At 60.4% G+C, this 17,546-nt stretch carries 14 protein-coding genes and 1 tRNA gene; 8 read left to right on the top strand and 7 right to left on the bottom strand.

What is annotated here, in order from left to right:
* Positions 1-66 precede the first annotated feature (66 nt).
* From ureG to NW835_RS10180, 7 genes are all read left to right on the top strand, one after another.
* Entirely contained in the window at positions 67-717 is a 651-nt protein-coding gene (gene ureG / locus NW835_RS10210; protein ID WP_414376705.1) for an urease accessory protein UreG, read from the top strand.
* Entirely contained in the window at positions 714-1,499 is a 786-nt protein-coding gene (locus NW835_RS10205; RefSeq protein ID WP_414415224.1) for an urease accessory protein UreD, read from the top strand. The genes ureG and NW835_RS10205 overlap by 4 nt, the downstream gene beginning before the upstream one ends.
* A gap of 37 nt (positions 1,500-1,536) precedes the next feature.
* The gene (locus tag NW835_RS10200) at positions 1,537-3,051 is read left to right on the top strand and encodes a hypothetical protein (RefSeq protein ID WP_414376701.1); all 1,515 of its coding nucleotides are present in this window, start codon (positions 1,537-1,539) and stop codon (positions 3,049-3,051) included.
* 49 nt (positions 3,052-3,100) lie between these two features.
* Positions 3,101-3,180, top strand: a tRNA-Leu gene (locus NW835_RS10195).
* A 680-nt stretch (positions 3,181-3,860) separates the two neighbouring features.
* Positions 3,861-5,228 (top strand): magnesium transporter, encoded by a 1,368-nt coding sequence (mgtE, locus tag NW835_RS10190; RefSeq protein ID WP_414336797.1) that lies wholly within the window; start codon positions 3,861-3,863, stop codon positions 5,226-5,228.
* Between the two features lie 104 nt (positions 5,229-5,332).
* On the top strand, positions 5,333-5,530 hold the full coding sequence (locus NW835_RS10185; protein WP_414415223.1) for a hypothetical protein: 198 nt from the start codon (positions 5,333-5,335) through the stop codon (positions 5,528-5,530).
* 34 nt (positions 5,531-5,564) lie between these two features.
* Positions 5,565-6,266, top strand: coding sequence for an MgtC/SapB family protein (locus NW835_RS10180; protein ID WP_414365367.1), 702 nt, complete (start codon positions 5,565-5,567; stop codon positions 6,264-6,266).
* A gap of 107 nt (positions 6,267-6,373) precedes the next feature.
* Here the strand turns inward: NW835_RS10180 and NW835_RS10175 are convergent, their stop codons facing one another.
* From NW835_RS10175 to NW835_RS10155, 5 genes are all read right to left on the bottom strand, one after another.
* A complete protein-coding gene (locus NW835_RS10175) occupies positions 6,374-8,080 on the bottom strand; it encodes an ArnT family glycosyltransferase (protein ID WP_414415222.1) in 1,707 nt (568 codons plus the stop codon).
* 260 nt (positions 8,081-8,340) lie between these two features.
* Positions 8,341-9,972 (bottom strand): DUF2254 family protein, encoded by a 1,632-nt coding sequence (locus NW835_RS10170; protein WP_414365371.1) that lies wholly within the window; start codon positions 9,970-9,972, stop codon positions 8,341-8,343.
* A 12-nt stretch (positions 9,973-9,984) separates the two neighbouring features.
* Positions 9,985-11,433: a signal recognition particle-docking protein FtsY gene (ftsY, locus tag NW835_RS10165; RefSeq protein ID WP_414415221.1), complete on the bottom strand. Its 1,449-nt coding sequence runs from the start codon at positions 11,431-11,433 to the stop codon at positions 9,985-9,987.
* A gap of 99 nt (positions 11,434-11,532) precedes the next feature.
* Entirely contained in the window at positions 11,533-12,381 is an 849-nt protein-coding gene (purU, locus tag NW835_RS10160; protein ID WP_414415220.1) for a formyltetrahydrofolate deformylase, read from the bottom strand.
* A 125-nt stretch (positions 12,382-12,506) separates the two neighbouring features.
* Positions 12,507-12,839: a TatA/E family twin arginine-targeting protein translocase gene (locus NW835_RS10155; RefSeq protein WP_414365376.1), complete on the bottom strand. Its 333-nt coding sequence runs from the start codon at positions 12,837-12,839 to the stop codon at positions 12,507-12,509.
* Between the two features lie 150 nt (positions 12,840-12,989).
* On the opposite strand from NW835_RS10155, the gene secA reads away from it, so the two are divergent.
* Positions 12,990-15,854 carry a preprotein translocase subunit SecA gene (gene secA / locus NW835_RS10150; RefSeq protein WP_414415232.1) on the top strand — a complete coding sequence of 955 codons (2,865 nt, stop codon included), beginning with the start codon at positions 12,990-12,992 and terminating at the stop codon, positions 15,852-15,854.
* 81 nt (positions 15,855-15,935) lie between these two features.
* Here secA and NW835_RS10145 read toward each other — a convergent pair whose 3' ends face one another.
* Together NW835_RS10145 and NW835_RS10140 are read right to left on the bottom strand one after the other, a co-directional pair.
* Entirely contained in the window at positions 15,936-16,694 is a 759-nt protein-coding gene (locus tag NW835_RS10145; protein ID WP_414415219.1) for a PspA/IM30 family protein, read from the bottom strand.
* Between the two features lie 37 nt (positions 16,695-16,731).
* The gene (locus NW835_RS10140) at positions 16,732-17,442 is read right to left on the bottom strand and encodes a polysaccharide deacetylase family protein (RefSeq protein WP_414415218.1); all 711 of its coding nucleotides are present in this window, start codon (positions 17,440-17,442) and stop codon (positions 16,732-16,734) included.
* Positions 17,443-17,546: the final 104 nt, after the last annotated feature.

Raw genomic sequence — 17,546 nt, 5'->3', positions numbered from 1 at the left:
ATCCCCTTGCGAGCACCTGGTTCTAAAATGCCCAAAAAGAGCCTCAAGTATCAGAGGTCGGGCACAATGGTGCAGACTGCTCAGCCGGTACGGGTTGGCATTGGCGGCCCGGTGGGATCCGGAAAAACCGCCCTGGTGGAAAAGCTCTGTCTGGCGCTGCGGGATCACCTGTCCTTGGCCGTGGTGACCAACGATATTTATACCCGCGAAGATGCCGAGTTTTTGGTGCGGGCCAAGGCGCTGGAAGCGGAGCGGATCATCGGCGTGGAGACCGGCGGCTGTCCCCACACGGCCATTCGGGAAGACGCCTCCCTCAACCTCGATGCCATTCAGGAGCTGGAGCGCCGCTTCTGTCCCCTGGATCTCATCCTGGTGGAATCGGGGGGGGATAACTTGGCAGCCACCTTCAGCCCAGAGCTGGTGGATGCCTGCATCTATGTTATTGACGTGGCCGAAGGGGACAAGATCCCGCGCAAGGGGGGGCCGGGGATCACCCGCTCTGACCTGCTGGTGATCAACAAGATCGACCTGGCGCCCTACGTAGGGGCAGACTTGGGGGTGATGGAACGGGATGCCCGCCGCATGCGGGGGGACAGGCCTTTTGTCTTCACCAACCTGCGCACGGGCGAGGGGCTGGAGCAGATCCTGAGCTGGCTGGAGCGGGAGGTGCTCTTTCGCTCCATCCAGGCCGATTCTACCTCTATGAGCCACCTGTGAACTTCGGCAAGGCCCTCTTGAAGATCAGCCGCCAAGGCCAACAGACTCGCATTTGGGAGTATTCTCAGGCCCCCCTGCAATGGCTGGGATCCCCGGGTGAGCCGCCACTCTATTACCTACGCAACCCCAATGGTGGACTGCTGGGCGGGGATCGCCACCGCATCGCCATCGAGCTGGGGGCAGGCGCAGCGCTGGAAATTCGCACCCAAGGGGCAACCCGCCTCCACCCCGGCCTGAGCCGGCAACAGGCCAAGGTCAAGCTGGCTCCCACCAGCCAACTGATCTGGATCCCTCACCCGACCATTCTGGGCGCAGGAGCAGACTTCCGCCAACAGGTGCAGATCGAGCTGGATCCCAGTGCCCGCTTGGCCTATGCCGAGATCTGGACAGCCGGGCGGCTGGCCATGGGGGAATGCTGGCAGTTTCGGCGCCTTTCCAGCAGCTTGCGGGTTTGGGTCGCTGCCGGGATCCCCGCCTCCACAGACGGGAGCAAACTCTGGCTGCAGGAGCACCTAGACCTGCGCTTTCCCCACCAGCATATCTCCGCCGCGTCGGTGCTGGGATCCCATCTCTGCTGGGGATCCCTGTACTTACTGGGGGATTGGCCAGAGCCGGAGTGGCCGACGGATACGCACCACTGGCTGCTGCGGTCGCCGGATCCCATCTGTCAGGGCTGGATCCTACGCCAGGTGGGGCCACAGGCAGAGGCCATCTGGCAGCAGTTTGGCCAAGTTGTGCAACAGCTTGCCCCGGCCAAGAGAAGCTCAAACCAGGGGTGGTAGGCTAGGGCTGGCTTAGCCCAACCCGTTGCACGAGATCATGAACGCCGCTCGACGCATTATCAGACGTTCCGTCCGCAAGGGGCGAAGCCGCTGGCTCCTCCTCTACGAAAAAGGAATGGCCGTGCTGGCTTTGGGCAACCTGTGCTTGGTGCTCTTCGACCTCAGCTACGTGCCCTGGCGAGACTTCTGGCTCCAGGGGCGGGTGCAGATCTTCGGTGCCTTTGGCCCTCCCATTCCCTTGCCCATCCTCTCCCAACAGACCAGCCGCTCCCCGGTAACCGACCTGTACGACCCGGTTAAAGGCATTGAGCCCAACCCGGAAACCCAGCGCTACTTGGCCCTGGTGGATGAGCTGCGCCAGGTCACCCTGCGCTTTGGGGTGGAGTCGGAAGCTGCGGCACCGATCCTGGCCCGCCTGCGGCAACTGAGCGACGAGATGATCGAGACCAACCCCTTTCAGGCCGCCAACAAAACCGGCCAGTTTGTGCGCATCCTCAACTTGATGCGGGAGCACATCCCCGAAGCCGACTCGGCCAAGGCTGCCTTCGCCCGCTTCTGGACTGCCGAATACTTGGCCAGCGTCGATCCCAAAGACGGGATCGAATTTTTCCAGGCCCGCCTGCGCCCCCTCTTCGAGACCAATTACTCCCGCCCCATCGGCGAGAGCGGCAACCCGGTGGACTTTTTCCCCCTGCTGGACTTTCCCTTTGCCTTGGTGTTTGGGCTGGAATTTGTGCTGCGCACGGTGGCCATCAGCCGTCGCTACACCGGCGTCAATTGGCTGGATGCCATGCTCTGGCGCTGGTACGATGTGCTGCTGCTGTTGCCCTTTTGGCGCTGGCTGCGGGTAATCCCCGTTACCATCCGGCTGGGACAGGCGCAGTTGCTGGATCTGGAGCGGATCCGCGCCCAGGTGAGCCAAGGCTTTGTTACCAACTTCGCCGAAGACCTGACCGAGGTCATCGTCGTGCGGGTGATCAACCAAATCCAGGCATCCATCCAGCGGGGATCCTTGCCCCTGTTGCCGGCAGCCGATCCCTCCCGCAGCTACATCGACCTCAACGAGATCAACGAGCTGGAAGCCATTGCCAACCTGGTTTTTCGCACCGTCCTCTACCGCGTCCTGCCCCAGGTCCAGCCGGAGGTGGAGCAATTGCTCCGCTACAACCTGGATGGCCTGCTCAAACAACTCCCCGCCCTGCAAACCCTGGAACGGCTACCCGGCCTCGGATCCCTGCCCGGCCAACTGACGGAGCGCCTGGCCAGCGAGCTGACCACCACCACCTATAAAACCTTGACCCACAGCTTCGAGGATCCCGTCGGCTCCCAGTTGGCGGCCCAACTGTTGCGGCGCTTTGGCGAAGTCTTGGCCAACGAACTCACCCAGCAACATGCGCTGGATGAGATCCGCTCCCTGTTACAAGACTTGCTGGAAGAGATTAAGATCAACTACGTGGAGCGCCTCTCCCACGAAGATCTGGAGGAAGTGATGGAGCAAACCCGCAAGCTGCGGCAAAAAGCTCAACAACTGCAGCAAGCCCGCGGTGCGTAGGGATGGTTGACGAGGTTCCACCGGTTCAGTAGGATAATGGTTCCAGTCCGGGCGAGTGGCGGAACTGGTAGACGCACCGCACTCAAAATGCGGCGGGAAACCGTGTCGGTTCGAATCCGACCTTGCCCATGGCAAAAAGCTCAGTGACTCCGGTCTGGGCGTTAGCCCTTGAGAAGCGGCTGCTGCCACCGAGATAGGCAAGGAACGGAAAAAAGGTTGACGGGATCCCCCTCCGGCAACTAGCCTAAAAAGGGCTGAAGAGATCCTCTTCAGGCTGTCCGGGTTGTTCCGGTTCAACTTTCTTGGAGGAAAACGTTCAACACCATGGACGCTTCTGGCAGTTGTAGCACTGGCCGGCAAGGATCGCTCTTCGGGGATCAAATCCTTGGAGACCTACATCCTACTGGTGTCTTCCTTCTTCCCGCTGACAGCTTCAGTCGTCGCTTGAGAGGATCCCGTTTCGCCAACGCGAAGGGGCAGGAGAGCTTTCTCAAATAGCTTCTGGCTTGGGTGGCTCTCTCGGTCGGCGACGAACAGATGGGCTGAGCAGAGCTCGACCTGAGCATCGGAAAAGGGAAAATCAGGAGTGCTTCAAAGGGGACTTCCCCTGGCTTTGGCTTTTGTAGGTGTTCGTGGGCCAGGGGATCCCTTTTATCGACTTGGGCTTTTGGGCTTCGAGTCGGGTCTAAGGCTTTGTGAGGCGTTCAGCTTCAGGGCTCCCATGAGCTTTGGAGCACGAGTTGGCCGTTGCCCTCCGGGTCTTTTATCCGGCTAACTTCAACCTTCGGAGGTTTGTTATGCGGCAAAACATGCTTCGCGATCTTCTCTCTCCCGCCTCTTTGGAAGCCGCCAAGCGAGCGGCCAATCGTGCCCCTATTGCCGAGCTGGTGCAGCAGTTAATGGAGATTTCTCCACGGCAGCGGGTTTTGGCTTTTCGCCTGTTGGAAAAAGACAAAGCTATGGCGGTATTTGAGTATCTGCGGCCCGAAGAACAGGCCGATCTCATCCGCAGCATGGAAGACCCAGAGGTGATCCGGCTGGTGGAAGCCCTACCCCCAGACGAGCGGGTGCGTCTATTTGAGGAGCTGCCGGCCAAAGTTACCAAGCGGCTGATCGCCAACCTCAGCCCAGAAGCCCGTGAAGCCGTGAATATCCTGCTGAACTACCCGGAGCGCAGTGCCGGTCGGCTGATGAACCTGCGCTACTTGGCGGTGCGCGATACCCTCACCGTCGGGGCCGCTTTGGCCAGCGTGCGCGACTCCCAACTGGGGGACGACGAGCTGGATGTCATCTTTGCGGTCGATGACCAGCGGTTCTACAAAGGTCTGGTGCGCACCGTGCGGCTGGTGAAAGTGGATCCCGACCTACCCATTCGGGAGCTGATCGAAGGATCGGATATTGTTGCTCGGGTTACCGATCGAGATTTGCAAGCAGCCCGCCTGCTTAAGGATTCCGGCTTGCCGGCCATTCCGGTGGTAGACAGCGAAGGGCGCTTGGTGGGGGATATCACCTTTGAGGATGTGATCAACTTGGTGGAAGAGGAGGCTACGGATGCGGCTTTGGCCCAGGCCGGGGTGGCTAGCTTGCTCAGCCGCGATAAGGTGTGGAGCGAGCGGCTGGTCAAGGGATCCCGCTGGTATTCTGTGCGTTTGCGCCTCACTTTTTTGATCATCACCCTGATCGGCGGCATGTTGGTGGGGGGAGTGATTGAAACCTTTGAGGAAGTGTTGCAGGCAGTTACAGCGGCGGCTGTCTTCATCCCGGTGATCATGGATATGGGCGGCAATGTTGGCACCCAATCCACCACCATCTTTGCCCGTGGTCTCGCCTGGGGCCATATCAACGTGAAGCAGTTTCTTGGCTACTTGCTGCGAGAAGCCAGTATTGGCGGCATTATTGGTGTCATTCTAGGGGTTGCGGCTGGGGTGATTGCTTACTTCTGGCAGGGAGCACCCAATGGGATCCCACAGTTGGGTCTCGCAGTGGGCCTATCTATGGCCATTGTGTTGACTTTAGGAGCTTTTCTGGGGGCGATTCTGCCCTGGATCCTCTTAAAGCTGGGCTTTGACCACGCTCCCGGAGCCGACCCTTTCATCACCACCATCAAAGACTTCACCGGACTCTGGGTGTATTTCACCCTGGTAGCTTGGCTGGTCGGCGTTGAAGTCGAGCTCTGAGGCCGCTCTTTTCCCCTTGCAGTCCAACTTCGGCTCCCAGGCTACCCCCGGCCTGGGGGAGCTGGGTTGAGATTGAATCCGATTATTCGTTCAGGAGGTGTGCCATGACCTTGAAAGCTCCTTCCACCACAGCTCAGTTCCGGTTGCTGCTGCAGCGCTACGCCCATCGAGTCAGCCTAACCTGCGCTTTAGAAACAGGTGGTAAGCTGGCACCAGAAGTGGCCTTTGCTCAACTGGAAACCCTCTGGCAGGCTCTGGAACAGGCGGCCAAAGCCCTTGGGATCCCAGATGTGGCCGGCTAGCCCTCACTCCTCCACGAGAACTGGAGCCTGACCTATGACCTGGATCGACTTCACCTTCCGCCTAACGGTTGCTTTTATTTTGGGATCCCTCATCGGGTTGGAGCGACAGTGGCGGCAGCGCATGGCCGGCCTGCGCACCAACACCTTGGTGGCCACCGGTTCAGCCTTGTTTGTCATGCTCTCAGTTCTCACTCCTGATGAAAGCAGCCCGACCCGCATTGCTGCCCAGGTGGTATCGGGGATCGGCTTTTTGGCCGGGGGCGTCATCCTCAAAGAAGGGGCCAGCGTGCGCGGCTTGAACACCGCTGCCACCATCTGGTGTGCGGCTGCCGTGGGAGCCTTTGCCGGGGCGGGGTATATTCCCCAAGCCGCTATTGGGGCAGGAGCTGTGCTGATTTCCAATATTCTGCTGCGCCCCCTGGGCTACCGCATCAACCAGCAGCCCCTCAAAGGCACAGAACTGGAACTGGTCTATGAGTGTTCATTTATTTGCAAAAGCCATGCGGAAGCCCACCTGCGCGCTCTGCTGCTGCAGGGCATAGCCCCTTCCCATCTCAAATTGCGAGCTCTCTACAGCGAAGATCTGGAGAACAAGCCCGACCTCGTTAAAGTCGAAGCGGAGCTGGTTACTCAAACCCGCGATGACCAGGCTCTAGAACAGGTTGTCAGCCGCCTCAGCCTCGAACCAGGGGTGATGACCGCCCGCTGGCGGATCATCGAACAGGAGTTTGGATAGTTGAGCCTTCCCTCCTAGCTTCCCTCCTTATAGGAGAGGGAAGACATCACCACCAACCGGGGCAGGCTCTCAGATAGATCAGCCTCAAAGCCTCGGCGAGGATTTCGCTAGGGAGAAGACCCCCCGGCAGCTCGATCCAGGCGACGCGCCAGTTGCCAGCCCTCCACCTCAGCCAAAGGCTGTAGCCCCAGCTCCTGGAGCGATAGCTGCTGAGCTTGGACAGGGGAGACCCAGAGGTAATCCCCATGTTCCCCTGCCCGTAGGGCCTGGTTATCCACCCATCGCCCGGGGTTAGGGGTGTAGAAGGCGAGGGCCTGGGCTTGACAGACATCCGGCAGGCCGCTGTGGCCAATGTCTACCACGGGAAAATCGGGGTCGGCAGAGCCCAGCATCTGTTTCCAGTCCATCTGAGCGAAGGCGGGATTGAAATTGCCAAAGTCAGGCCGCAGAACAATGCTGACCATGGTGAGGATGCTGGCAGCTAGGAGCGTACCCACCCAAAGTTCACCAGCATAGTGCAGCACCCGCCGCCAGCTCCAGATTGCCGGCAAGAGCAGATACAACAGACCAATGGCCACCAACGACCAGGCGTGGGGTTGGAGCAGCTCCAATCCCTCGACATCCCGCCTGACGGCCACTCCCAAACCCAAAAGCAGGGTCCCCACCGCCGCCAGCCCCCAGGAGAGCACCTGGGCCAGGTGGGGCCTGTCTCGCAAAGACCCTCGTCCCGCTGTTGCCACCGAGCCGGTGCGGAGCGGAAACGGCAGAGCTTGATCCAGGGCCACTCCTGCCAGGAGAGCCAGCCAGGGATAGAGCTGTACCGTGTAGTAGGGCGTTTTGGTAGGGTAGAGCTGCAAGAGCAAAAACAGCAGCAGGGGGAAAGACCAAACCAGCAGGGTGGATCCCGGCTTTTGCCGCAGCAGCAGCCAGCCTCCTACCAAGGCCAAAACCGTCCAAGGAAAGCCGTGGATCGGGAGGTGCCAAAAGTAGTACCAGCCAGTGGCATCGGCATGGAAGGGTTCTCGCCCCAGATCCCATACCTTCCCCACCAAGGCAGCCAGCACCTTTGCGCCATACACCCCCATAGCCGGCACCAGCCAGAGCCCAAAGATCCCCAGGCCCAGCAACATCCCCAGCCAAAAAGAGCTGGATCCCAGCCAATGCCGCCGCTGCTGCCACAGGTAGGGGATCAAAGCAACCGCTGGCAGCAGGATCATGGCACTCTTCATCAAGAGGCCCAGCCCAAAGGCTATCCCCACCAGCCAAAACCAGGGCCGGTGGCCGCGGCTGCCGTTGACTAGGGCCAGGATCCCCAAGAGCTCTAGGCAGGTTAGAGGCACGTCCTGCCCCACCAGCCGTCCCTGCTGCACCCAGAGGTAGCAGAGGGGTAAAACCGCCATGCCCAGCAGGGCCGCCCGGGTTGGCAAAAAGGCCCGCCCAATCCAGCCAATGAGGGGAATAGAAAGCAGAGCCGCTAGGATCCCGGGCAGCCGCGCCGCCCACTCGTTTACGCCGTAGAGGGCAAAGCTGAGGGCCACACTCCAGGTAAGCAGGGGAGGTTTTTCAAGAAAGGGCTCCCCCAGAAAAGTTGGCCCCAGCCAGTTGCCTCCCCGCAGCAGCTCGCGGGCCATCTGGGCATAAAAGCTCTCGTCACAGCCAGCCAAGCTGGGATCCGCCCCCGAAAGCACAAACAGGGGCACCGCCAGGCCCGTGATCCACAGGCTCAGGCCCCAAAAGGACAGCAGGTTTGGGTCGCGGCGAAACTGGACAAAAGAAGTACTGCTTAGACGGTTGGGGTTGCCGGAAGGACGCATGACGGCAGCAAGTGGCAGCTCTAACCAGACTAGACGCTACCGAAGGAGATCTGGCCTTTTTCCAGCCAAAATCCGTAGGAGCCCTGTCCTCTGTCGGTAATGCCGGTTGAGGCTAGCAAGGAGACGCAGACTTTAACGCTGCGAAGGTGATGGCACTTGTGGGTCTGTGGGTAAACCAGCCGTGATTGGCTTGCCGACTCGCCAGCGGAACAGAACCCTTAAGCCCCCACCTTCTCTGGGTCGGCATAAGCGCGGGTAGCTCACGGAAGCTCCAGGGATCCAGAGGTACTCTCTAGCCCATCTACCAGTGAGGTCAGTCCCTGGAACCAGCCAAAAAACTGCTCGGCATAGGGTTGCAGGGCGGGCTCCAGGTAGTAGAAGTTCTCCCCCCGGTCGGTAAATTCCCAAAACTCTGCCGCCGTAGAGAGCAGCTCCTGGCGGATAATCTGAAGGCGGGCCAAGGGCTCGTGCTGCATGTCCTGATAGATCAGCCTCGCCCAATCCTCCCGGCCACAACTGAGGAAATAGGCTGCCAAGCGGACTTGGGTTTTGCGGATCCCGCGTAGGGTGGCTTCCTGCTGCTCGCTTTCCGGGTCTTGATCTAGGCGCAACAAGACCTGCAGGATGGCCTCTGTTGTTTCCGCTTGCAGCGCACAGCTCAGTTGGGCCAAAACGCCCAGGTCGAAGCCAAAGGTTTCGCAGAGGAAAAAGAGGCCGGCCTTGTAGGCCACCAGGCTGTAGTAGCGAAAATGGCTGACTATCTGCAAAACCAATGCCGGCTGCCGCTGGCGCAAAGCAGCCTCGGCCAGCAGACGGTACTGCTTGAGCAGGTTGTAGCCGCTGCGGATATCTCGTGCGTTGATGACGGCCCGTAGGTAGGTGTTGAAAAACTTGATTACCCACTCCACAAGCCGAAGCTGTTGGCTTTGCAGAGCCCGGATCCCCAGATCCCGTGTGTGGATAGCTACCAGGGTGCTCACCTGGCGCATGCCATTTAGCCCCTCGGCAAACAGAGCCTGATACTGCCGCAGGATCTTCAGCTCCAGCCAGGATCCCTCCGCCTCGATCTGGCTCAATAGCCGCTCATCCACCGAGGCAAAGTCGGGATCCCGCCGCAGCGCGGGGGTCAGGAGAAACCAGGAGCAGGGCAGGTGCGCCTTGTGCTCGGCATAGAATAGCCACAGGGCCTTCAGGCTATCCAAGGCCTCTAGAAGGATAACCCCCTCCTGCTGATGCAGAGCACTGGTGGCGATGGTTTTGATCTCATCTAGAGCCGCCAGGCAGCGCTGCTGGGCTGTCGAGTAAGGCTCTGGCGCAGAGGGGCAGGCCTGCTCGGGGCCCAAAGGTCGTCTGGCAAGTAGGAACTGGGCAGGCCGGGAAGCCAGAGATCTGAGAATCGCCTGCTGTGCCTGCTGTTCGATGCGGCGGACAATCGAAGTTGGCTGCAGGAAGTGAAACACAAAGTGAAAGTAGGGGATCAGTAGCAAAAACGAGGCCGTGCCCAGCAGCAAATTAAGCCCGATCAGCAGTCTTGGATTGTCGAAGAAACCAAGGGCCATCGAGCTCCACAAACTGACCACATTGGCCAGGATGAGAAAAAAGAACAGGTAGAAGTTGACCTTCTCGCGCAAAAATAGCTCGGTGACCTTGGGGGTAAAGCGATCCGCGCTCAACTGCACCACAATCGCCACCACCGAGAGGGTGAAGCCCAGCACCCCCGACAGCACCTGGGCCAAGGTGGCAACAAATTCCTGCAGTGCTCCTGGATCTTGAATTGGCCTGGCCAGAGTCAGCTCCATGCCCGCCTGGAGCCAGTGGGATCCGCCCCAAGCCCACAACAGTCCAGCCGCCACCACTGCAGCGCTCCAGGGCAGAAGTTGACGGCGACGCATGGCCAGGGGGGTTCAATACTCGCTTAGAAGAGCTTCCACAAACTCATAGCTGGAAAAAGGTCGCAGATCCTCTAGCCCCTCGCCGGCACCAATAAAGCGGATGGGCAAGTGCATCTGCTGGGTAATGGCCAGGGCAATCCCCCCTTTGGCGGTGCTGTCCAGCTTGGTGAGGATGACACCGGTTAGCTTGGCCACTTCGGCAAACACCTGGGCCTGGCGCAGGCCGTTTTGCCCTTGGGTGGCATCCAAAACTAAGAGGCTTTCCACCTTGGCTTCGGGAGCTTTCTTGTCGATGATGCGGCGGATCTTGGCCAGCTCCTCCATCAGGTTTTTCTTGTTTTGTAGCCGGCCTGCTGTATCCACCAGCAGCAACTCGGTGCCTCTGGCCTTGGCAGCCGTGATGGCATCAAACACCACCGCCGCTGGGTCGGCATTGGGGGACGGGTTGGCAATCACCTCCACCCCGGCGCGTTCCGCCCAGATCTTGAGCTGCTCCACAGCGGCAGCGCGGAAGGTATCGGCGGCAGCAATTAGACACTGGTAGCCAGACTCACGGGCCACATGGGCAATTTTGCCGATGGTGGTGGTCTTGCCCACCCCATTTACGCCTACGATCAGCCAAATGTTGAGCGTGCCCCGCTGCGGCGCAAAGGTGGGATCCCCTACTGTCAGCATCTGCCGCATCTGCTGCTTGAGGTACTTCACCGCCTCCTCTGGGGGCACCACCTCTTCGCGCAGGCGTTTTTGCAGGGCCTGAATGATCTGCTCAGTGGCCTCAACCCCCACATCCGCCTGCAGCAACATTGCCTCAATTTCCTCGACGGCATCCTGGTCGAGAGGGCCGCGGCCCACTAAGGCTTTTAGCTGGTTGATGAGGTTAAGGCGGGTTTTGCCTAGACTTCGCCGCAGCTTTTGCAGCCAGGAGATCTCTTCTACGGAGATCTCTTCGGGTTTGCGCCCTTGGGCCGCCAGGATCTCGGCTGACCAGCGAAAGCCCTCGTCGAAAACCAGCTCTTCCGCCGCCGGCTCTGGGGGCGGGGCGGCCACGGTTGTGGTCACCGGCTCTGGCTCCTCCACAGCAGTGGCTTCTAGGGCCTGCAGGCGCTCGGCAGCACGGGGAGCCAGATCAAAAAAGGAAGGCGCAGCAACCGGCTGGACAGGGGGCGAGGTGGGAGAGACCGCCTCAGTTGCTGCCGCCTCTGGGGCAGAGGGCTGGGATCCGTCGCTTGCAGGCGATTCTGGCGCTGGGGCGGCTGGGGAGACAACCTCTGCTTGAGTGGCTTGGGCTGCAGCCCGCGCCTTTAGGTTGGCATAGGCAGCCTTGGCAAAGGCCAAGTAGTCCTCTGGTGACATGGCTGCCGGCTCTGGCGCTGGGGGGGCCGCCAACTCAGGGTTTTGGGAGGAGGATTCTGCTCCACCCTTGGAGTCGGTGTAGCGACGGCGAAACCAATCGAAGGCCATAATCCCACCTCTACTCTTGTTTTCCAGTTTGGCAGAGCAGTTCTCTTTCTGGAGCGCCGCCCTGCTGAGGAAGGGATCCCTTGGAACGGCGCGGCTCCCCTAAGCGAACACCACCGTCTTGTTGTGGTAGACCAGCACGCGATTTTCCAGGTGATAGCGCACGGCCCGGGCCAGGACTAGGCGCTCCATGTCGCGGCCCTTGCGAATGAGGTCGGCTACTGTGTCGCGGTGACTCACCCGCACCACGTCCTGCTCGATGATTGGCCCCTCGTCCAGCTCCTCGGTGGCGTAGTGGGCAGTGGCGCCGATGATCTTGACGCCCCGCTGGTGGGCGCGCTGGTAGGGGTTGGCACCGGCAAAAGCAGGCAGGGTGGAGTGGTGAATGTTGATCACCGGCGGCGCCTGGCGGAGCAGCCACCCACTTAAGACCTGCATGTATTTGCCCAACACCACCAAGTCAATGCGATACTCCTGGAGCAAGGCAAGCTGGCGGGCCTCTGCCTCGGCCTTGTTCTCCGGAGAAACGGGGATGTGATAGTAGTCGATGCCGAAGGAGCGGGCCAGCGGCTCCAAGTCGGGGTGGTTGCTGATGATCAAAGGGATCTCCGCCGGCAGCTCCCCAGCCCTCTGGCGCCAGATCAGATCCAACAGACAGTGGGGCTGCTTGCTGGCCCACACGGCAATGTGCCGGCGGGTGTCAGAAAAATGCAGCTCCCAGTTGGCCTGGATGCCACGGGCAATGCCGGAGAAAGCGGGGACGATCTCCGACCGTTCCAGACGAAAGCCCTCCAAATCCCACTCGATGCGGCTCAGGAACAGCCCTGCCTCGAGATCCGTGTGGTGGTCGGCGTGAAGAATGTTGCCGTCGTAGCTGTAGATGAAGTTGGAGAGCTTGGCTACCAGCCCTTTTTGATCCGGACAAGAGACCAACAAAGTGGCCGTGGGCATAAAGTCAGCCCTTCTACCCTAGGATTTGAACCAAGAGCAAGCGGGACAGCAGCCTCCATCCCTGGAGCGAGGTATGGCTGCCCCTGTCCAAAAAGGCAGGGGATCTCCAGGCCGAAGCGAGGAAGCTAGGCAGCATCTGCTGTCGGTGGGTTGTTGTCCGCAGGGGCCCCAGGCTCTGCCGCAGCTACGGGTTTTGCAGCTGCCTCGGCGGTGGCGACGGGGTTGGTTTTGGGTGAAGCTGCAACTGCTGTCTGGGGAGCAGAGGCGCGGGCAGCTTTTTCCAGCTCCTGGGCCTCCTGACTTAACTGCGCCTCAAACTCCCTAGCAGCATCCTGTAGGCTGCGCAAGGTTTTAGCTAAGGCACGACCCACCTCTGGCAGCTTGCGCGGCCCAAACACCAAGAGGGCCACTGCAAAGATAACGAGCATTTCTGGCAGCCCAATGCCCAAGAAATTCATAAGCCGTAGGATCCCTTTGCTTCCCTAGCCTGACATCTTCTTGCCCTTGGCCGCAAGCACCTCCCTCCTGCCAAAGCTCTAGCCGCCCAAGACAATGGGAGGGGAATGATAAAATTGCGCTATACCCGTTCTATTGGCCTAGGCTCGCCCATGCTCCAAGCCCTCCAGAAACTCTTCGGGGATCCCAACGATCGCAAGATCCGACAGTACCTCCCTGTCGTCAAGCTGATTAACTCGCTGGAGATTGAGATCGCCTCCCTTTCCGATGCGGAGCTCAGGGCCAAGACCGCCGAGTTTCGCCAGCGCTTGGATAGAGGGGAGTCCCTCGACGATCTCCTGCCCGAGGCGTTTGCGGTGGTGCGGGAAGCGGCCAAGCGGGTTCTCAACTTGCGCCACTACGATGTGCAGCTCATTGGTGGGATGGTGCTGCACGAAGGGCAGATTGCCGAAATGAAAACCGGCGAAGGGAAAACCCTGGTTGCCACCCTGCCTGCCTACTTAAACGGCTTAACCGGGAAAGGGGTTCACATCGTTACTGTCAACGGCTACTTGGCCCGGCGGGACTCGGAGTGGATGGGGCAGGTGCACCGCTTCCTGGGCCTAACGGTTGGCCTGGTGCAAGAGGGCATGTCCAGCGACGAGAAGCGGCGCAGCTACCACTGCGACATTACCTACTGCACCAACAGCGAGTTGGGCTTTGACTACCTGCGGGACAACATGGCCACCGACATCAAAGAGGTGATGCAGCGGCCCTTTAACTACTGCATCATCGACGAGGTGGACTCCATCCTCATCGACGAGGCCCGCACTCCCCTGATCATCTCCGGCCAGATGGCCCGTCCCTCCGAAAAGTACCTCAAGGCGGCCCAGGTGGCGCGGGAGCTGATCCGGGACGAGCACTACGAAGTGGATGAAAAAGCCCGCAACGTCATCCTCACCGACGAAGGTTTTGAAGCCGCCGAGCGGTTGCTAGGGGTCTCCGACTTGTTCGATCCCAAGGATCCCTGGGCGCATTTTGTCTTTAATGCGGTGAAGGCCAAGGAGCTCTTCATCCGGGATGTCCACTACATCGTCCGCAACCAAGAGGTGGTGATCGTAGACGAGTTCACTGGGCGGGTGCTCCCTGGTCGCCGCTGGTCAGACGGGCTGCACCAGGCGGTGGAGGCCAAGGAGGGGGTGCCGATTCAAAACGAGAGCCAAACCCTGGCCACCATCACCTACCAAAACCTCTTCCTGCTATACCCTAAGCTCTCCGGCATGACAGGCACCGCCCGCACCGAGGAAGCCGAGTTCAGCAAAACCTACAACCTAGAAGTCACGGTGATCCCCACCAACCGGCCCATTCGCCGAAAAGACGCCCCCGACTTGGTGTACAAGACCGAAAACGCCAAGTGGAAAGCGGTCGCCGAGGAAATTGCCCACATGCACGCCCAGGGGCGCCCTGTTTTGGTGGGAACCACCAGCGTGGAGAAATCCGAACGCCTCTCGGCCATGCTCAAGGAAATGGGGATCCCACACAACCTCCTCAACGCCAAGCCGGAGAACGTGGAGCGGGAAGCGGAGATCATCGCCCAGGCGGGGCGCAAAGGTGCTGTAACCATTGCTACCAACATGGCCGGGCGCGGCACGGACATTATCTTGGGCGGCAATGCGGAGTACATGGCCCGCCTCAAGCTGCGGGAACGGCTGATGCCCAAGCTGGTGCAACTGGACGCCGACAACCCGCTGGGATCCGTTCCCATGGTAGGACGGGGCGGTGGGCAAGGGTTTGGCGGAACCTCGCCCAAGCCGAAAAAATCCTGGACGGTGGTCTCTCCCAACTTTTACCCCTGTGAGCTGTCACCCCGCACTAGTCAGGCTCTAGACGAGGTGGTGGCGGCGGCGGTGGCCAAGTATGGGTTGAACCGCCTGCCGGAGCTGGTGGTGGAAGATCTCATCGCGGTGGCCTCGGAGAAGGCGCCAGTGCAGGATCCGCTGATTTTGCAACTGCGGGAGGTCTACAACAGCATCAAGGCCGAGTACGAAAAGGTAACCGAGGCCGAGCACGAGGAAGTGGTGCGGCTGGGCGGCCTGCACGTGATCGGCACGGAGCGCCACGAGTCCCGTCGCATCGACAACCAGTTGCGGGGCCGCGCCGGACGGCAAGGAGACCCTGGCTCCTCGCGGTTTTTCCTCAGCCTGGAAGATAACCTGCTCAAGATCTTCGGCGGCGAGCGGGTGGCCAAGCTGATGGATATGTTCCGGGTGGATGAGGACATGCCCATCGAGCACCCGCTGCTTTCCAGTAGCCTGGAGAACGCCCAGCGCAAGGTGGAAGTGTATTACTTCGACCTGCGCAAACAGGTGTTTGAGTACGACGAGGTGATGAACAACCAGCGGCGGGCCATCTACTCGGAGCGGCGGCGCATCCTGGAAGGGGAGAACCTCAAACCCAAGATCCTGGACTACGTGCGCAAGACCGTCGAAGAGATCGTGCGGGCTCACGTCAACCCGGAGCTGCCGCCGGAAGAGTGGGAAATCGATAAGCTGACCGCCAAGATGCAGGAGTTCATCCCCCTGCTCAAAGAGAATCTCAAGGCCGACGACTTGCGGGATCTCTCCTACGAACAGATCTTGAACCACCTGATCAAGCAGGCAGAGCTAGCCTACGAGGCCAAAGAAGCTTTCTTGGATACGTTTGAGCCTGGCCTGATGCGCAAGGCGGAGCGCTTCTTCCTGTTGCAACAGGTAGACACCCTCTGGCGGGAGCACCTACAGCAGATGGAGGCGCTGCGGGAAGCGGTGGGCCTGCGCGGCTATGGCCAACGGGATCCCCTCATCGAGTACAAGAACGAGGGCTATGAGCTGTTCCTGGAGATGATGGACAACATCCGCCGCAACACGGTGTACAACTTGTTTGTCTTCACGCCCCAGATCGTGCAAGTGCCACAGGTGGCACAAGCTGTGCCGGCGCAGGCAGTGGCTGCCAGCCCCGAGACCGGCGGGGTGGTGGAAGCCGATTTCGCCGAGGACTAAGTTGACCCTCTCCCCCGGGAACGACACCCCAGCGAAGGAAAAGACCCGACAAGGCGGGGCAATAGCCAGAAGGGATCCCCACTATTGGGGAAGCCGCTTCTCGAAATCCAGATCCGGCAAGGGCAGATTGGCGGAGCTGCCCCCCTGGCCAGTGAGCATGGCCAGCCGGCGAGAGACTTCGTCGTCCATGGCCATTTCATCCAGTTGGGCGGCAAGTTGCTCGCTGCGATCCTCGGAGAGCTCGCTCATGGCGCGGGTCTTGAGCTGGCGAGCTTGGATGGCATTTTTGGCCGCCTCGAATTGGGACTTGGCCGAGTCGATGTTGTAGGCGTTGTTGACGCGAGTCATCTGCTCAAGAGCTTGGTTTACCTCGTTGATGTCTTTGAGGTTGCTCAGCTCGCTCTTGTAGGCCGCCAGCCGCTCTTTTTCCCGGGCCAGCTTTTGCTTGGCAGCGGTAACGTAGCGCTCCGCTGTTTCCACGTTCTCTTTGAGCGGGCCGAGAACCGCCTCAATTCGCAGCGCTTCCGCCATGGCCAGGCGGGCGGCCTCTTGATCCCCTCGCTGCATGGCCAGGCGAGCCTTATTCTCCAGCGCTTGGTACTCCCGCACCTTTTGCATGTACTTTTGCTCGGCCCGCTGGTAGGCAGCTACCTGGGTGGCGACGGCTTCGGTCAGACGCTGCACGGTCTCTTGCATGGCCCGTAGCGATTCTTCTGCTACCATCACCGCCCCTGTGCCACCCTTGTCCACAGGGATCCCCCACAGCCAGTTCCAAGTACCGACGATAACGCTGCCGGCCCGCTGCCCAAAAATGCCGTAGATGATCTTGCGCGCACCCATGGCTTGCTCCCTGCTCGATAGCTGACTCCTACTGTATTCAATCTTTTCCGCAACTGGGAAGGTCCCCAGGATCCGGCAGGCTGACAAAGTCAAACCCCTCCTCTCTCAAGGCCGGGATCAAGTGGCGCGTCACCTTGGCTACTTGAGATCCTCCCTGGGCGCCATCGTGGAGCACAATTAGAGAGCCAGGCCGCACCTGGGCCAGCACCCGCTCTACTACCAGGGCAACTGGTGGTTCCAGCCAATCTTCGGGCACCACGCTCCACATCACCGGAAAAAATCCCCAGCGGCGCAGATCCACCAGCGTTTGCGGCCAAAACAGTCCGTTAGGGGGACGCACAGCCCGATATTCTTCTGGGATCCCGCCGCAGGCAGCCACCAGGGCGGCTTGGCTGCGCCGCAAGCTGTTGTGCAATTCGCTGCGGCTGAGCTGGGTAAAGGAGTGATGCTGCCAGCCGTGCAGACCAATCCCGTGGCCCTGTTGGCGGATTTGCCGGGCCAGGTGGGGCCAGCGCTGCACCCGTTCCCCCAACACAAAGAAGGTGGCCGGCACCTGAAACTCCTGTAAAACCTGCAACAGAGCTGGCGTGTGCTGCGGGTGGGGGCCGTCGTCAAAGGTAAGGGCCACTTGCCGTCTAGAGGGATCCGCCGGCAGCTCCCAGAGAGCCTCCGGGAAAAGAGTTTTCAGGCCCTGGTGCAGGAGGGGGTAGAGGGCGGAGGGGAGTATCTGCTGAGGCGAAAAGAGCATGGATCGGGATCCCGTCACTTTTTGGATTGCGCTTGGCCGCGCCGTCCCTTGTCAACTTTAACGTAAGGTGCGGAATTCCCCACCGTCTATACGGTGGGGATGGA

Origin of the sequence: Synechococcus sp. OH2 (assembly GCF_047462155.1) — a bacterium.
In the GTDB taxonomy this organism is placed as follows: domain Bacteria; phylum Cyanobacteriota; class Cyanobacteriia; order Thermostichales; family Thermostichaceae; genus Thermostichus.
Note: the sequence above shows the minus strand (reverse complement) of the source record. Positions and strands in the feature narration are given on the sequence as shown.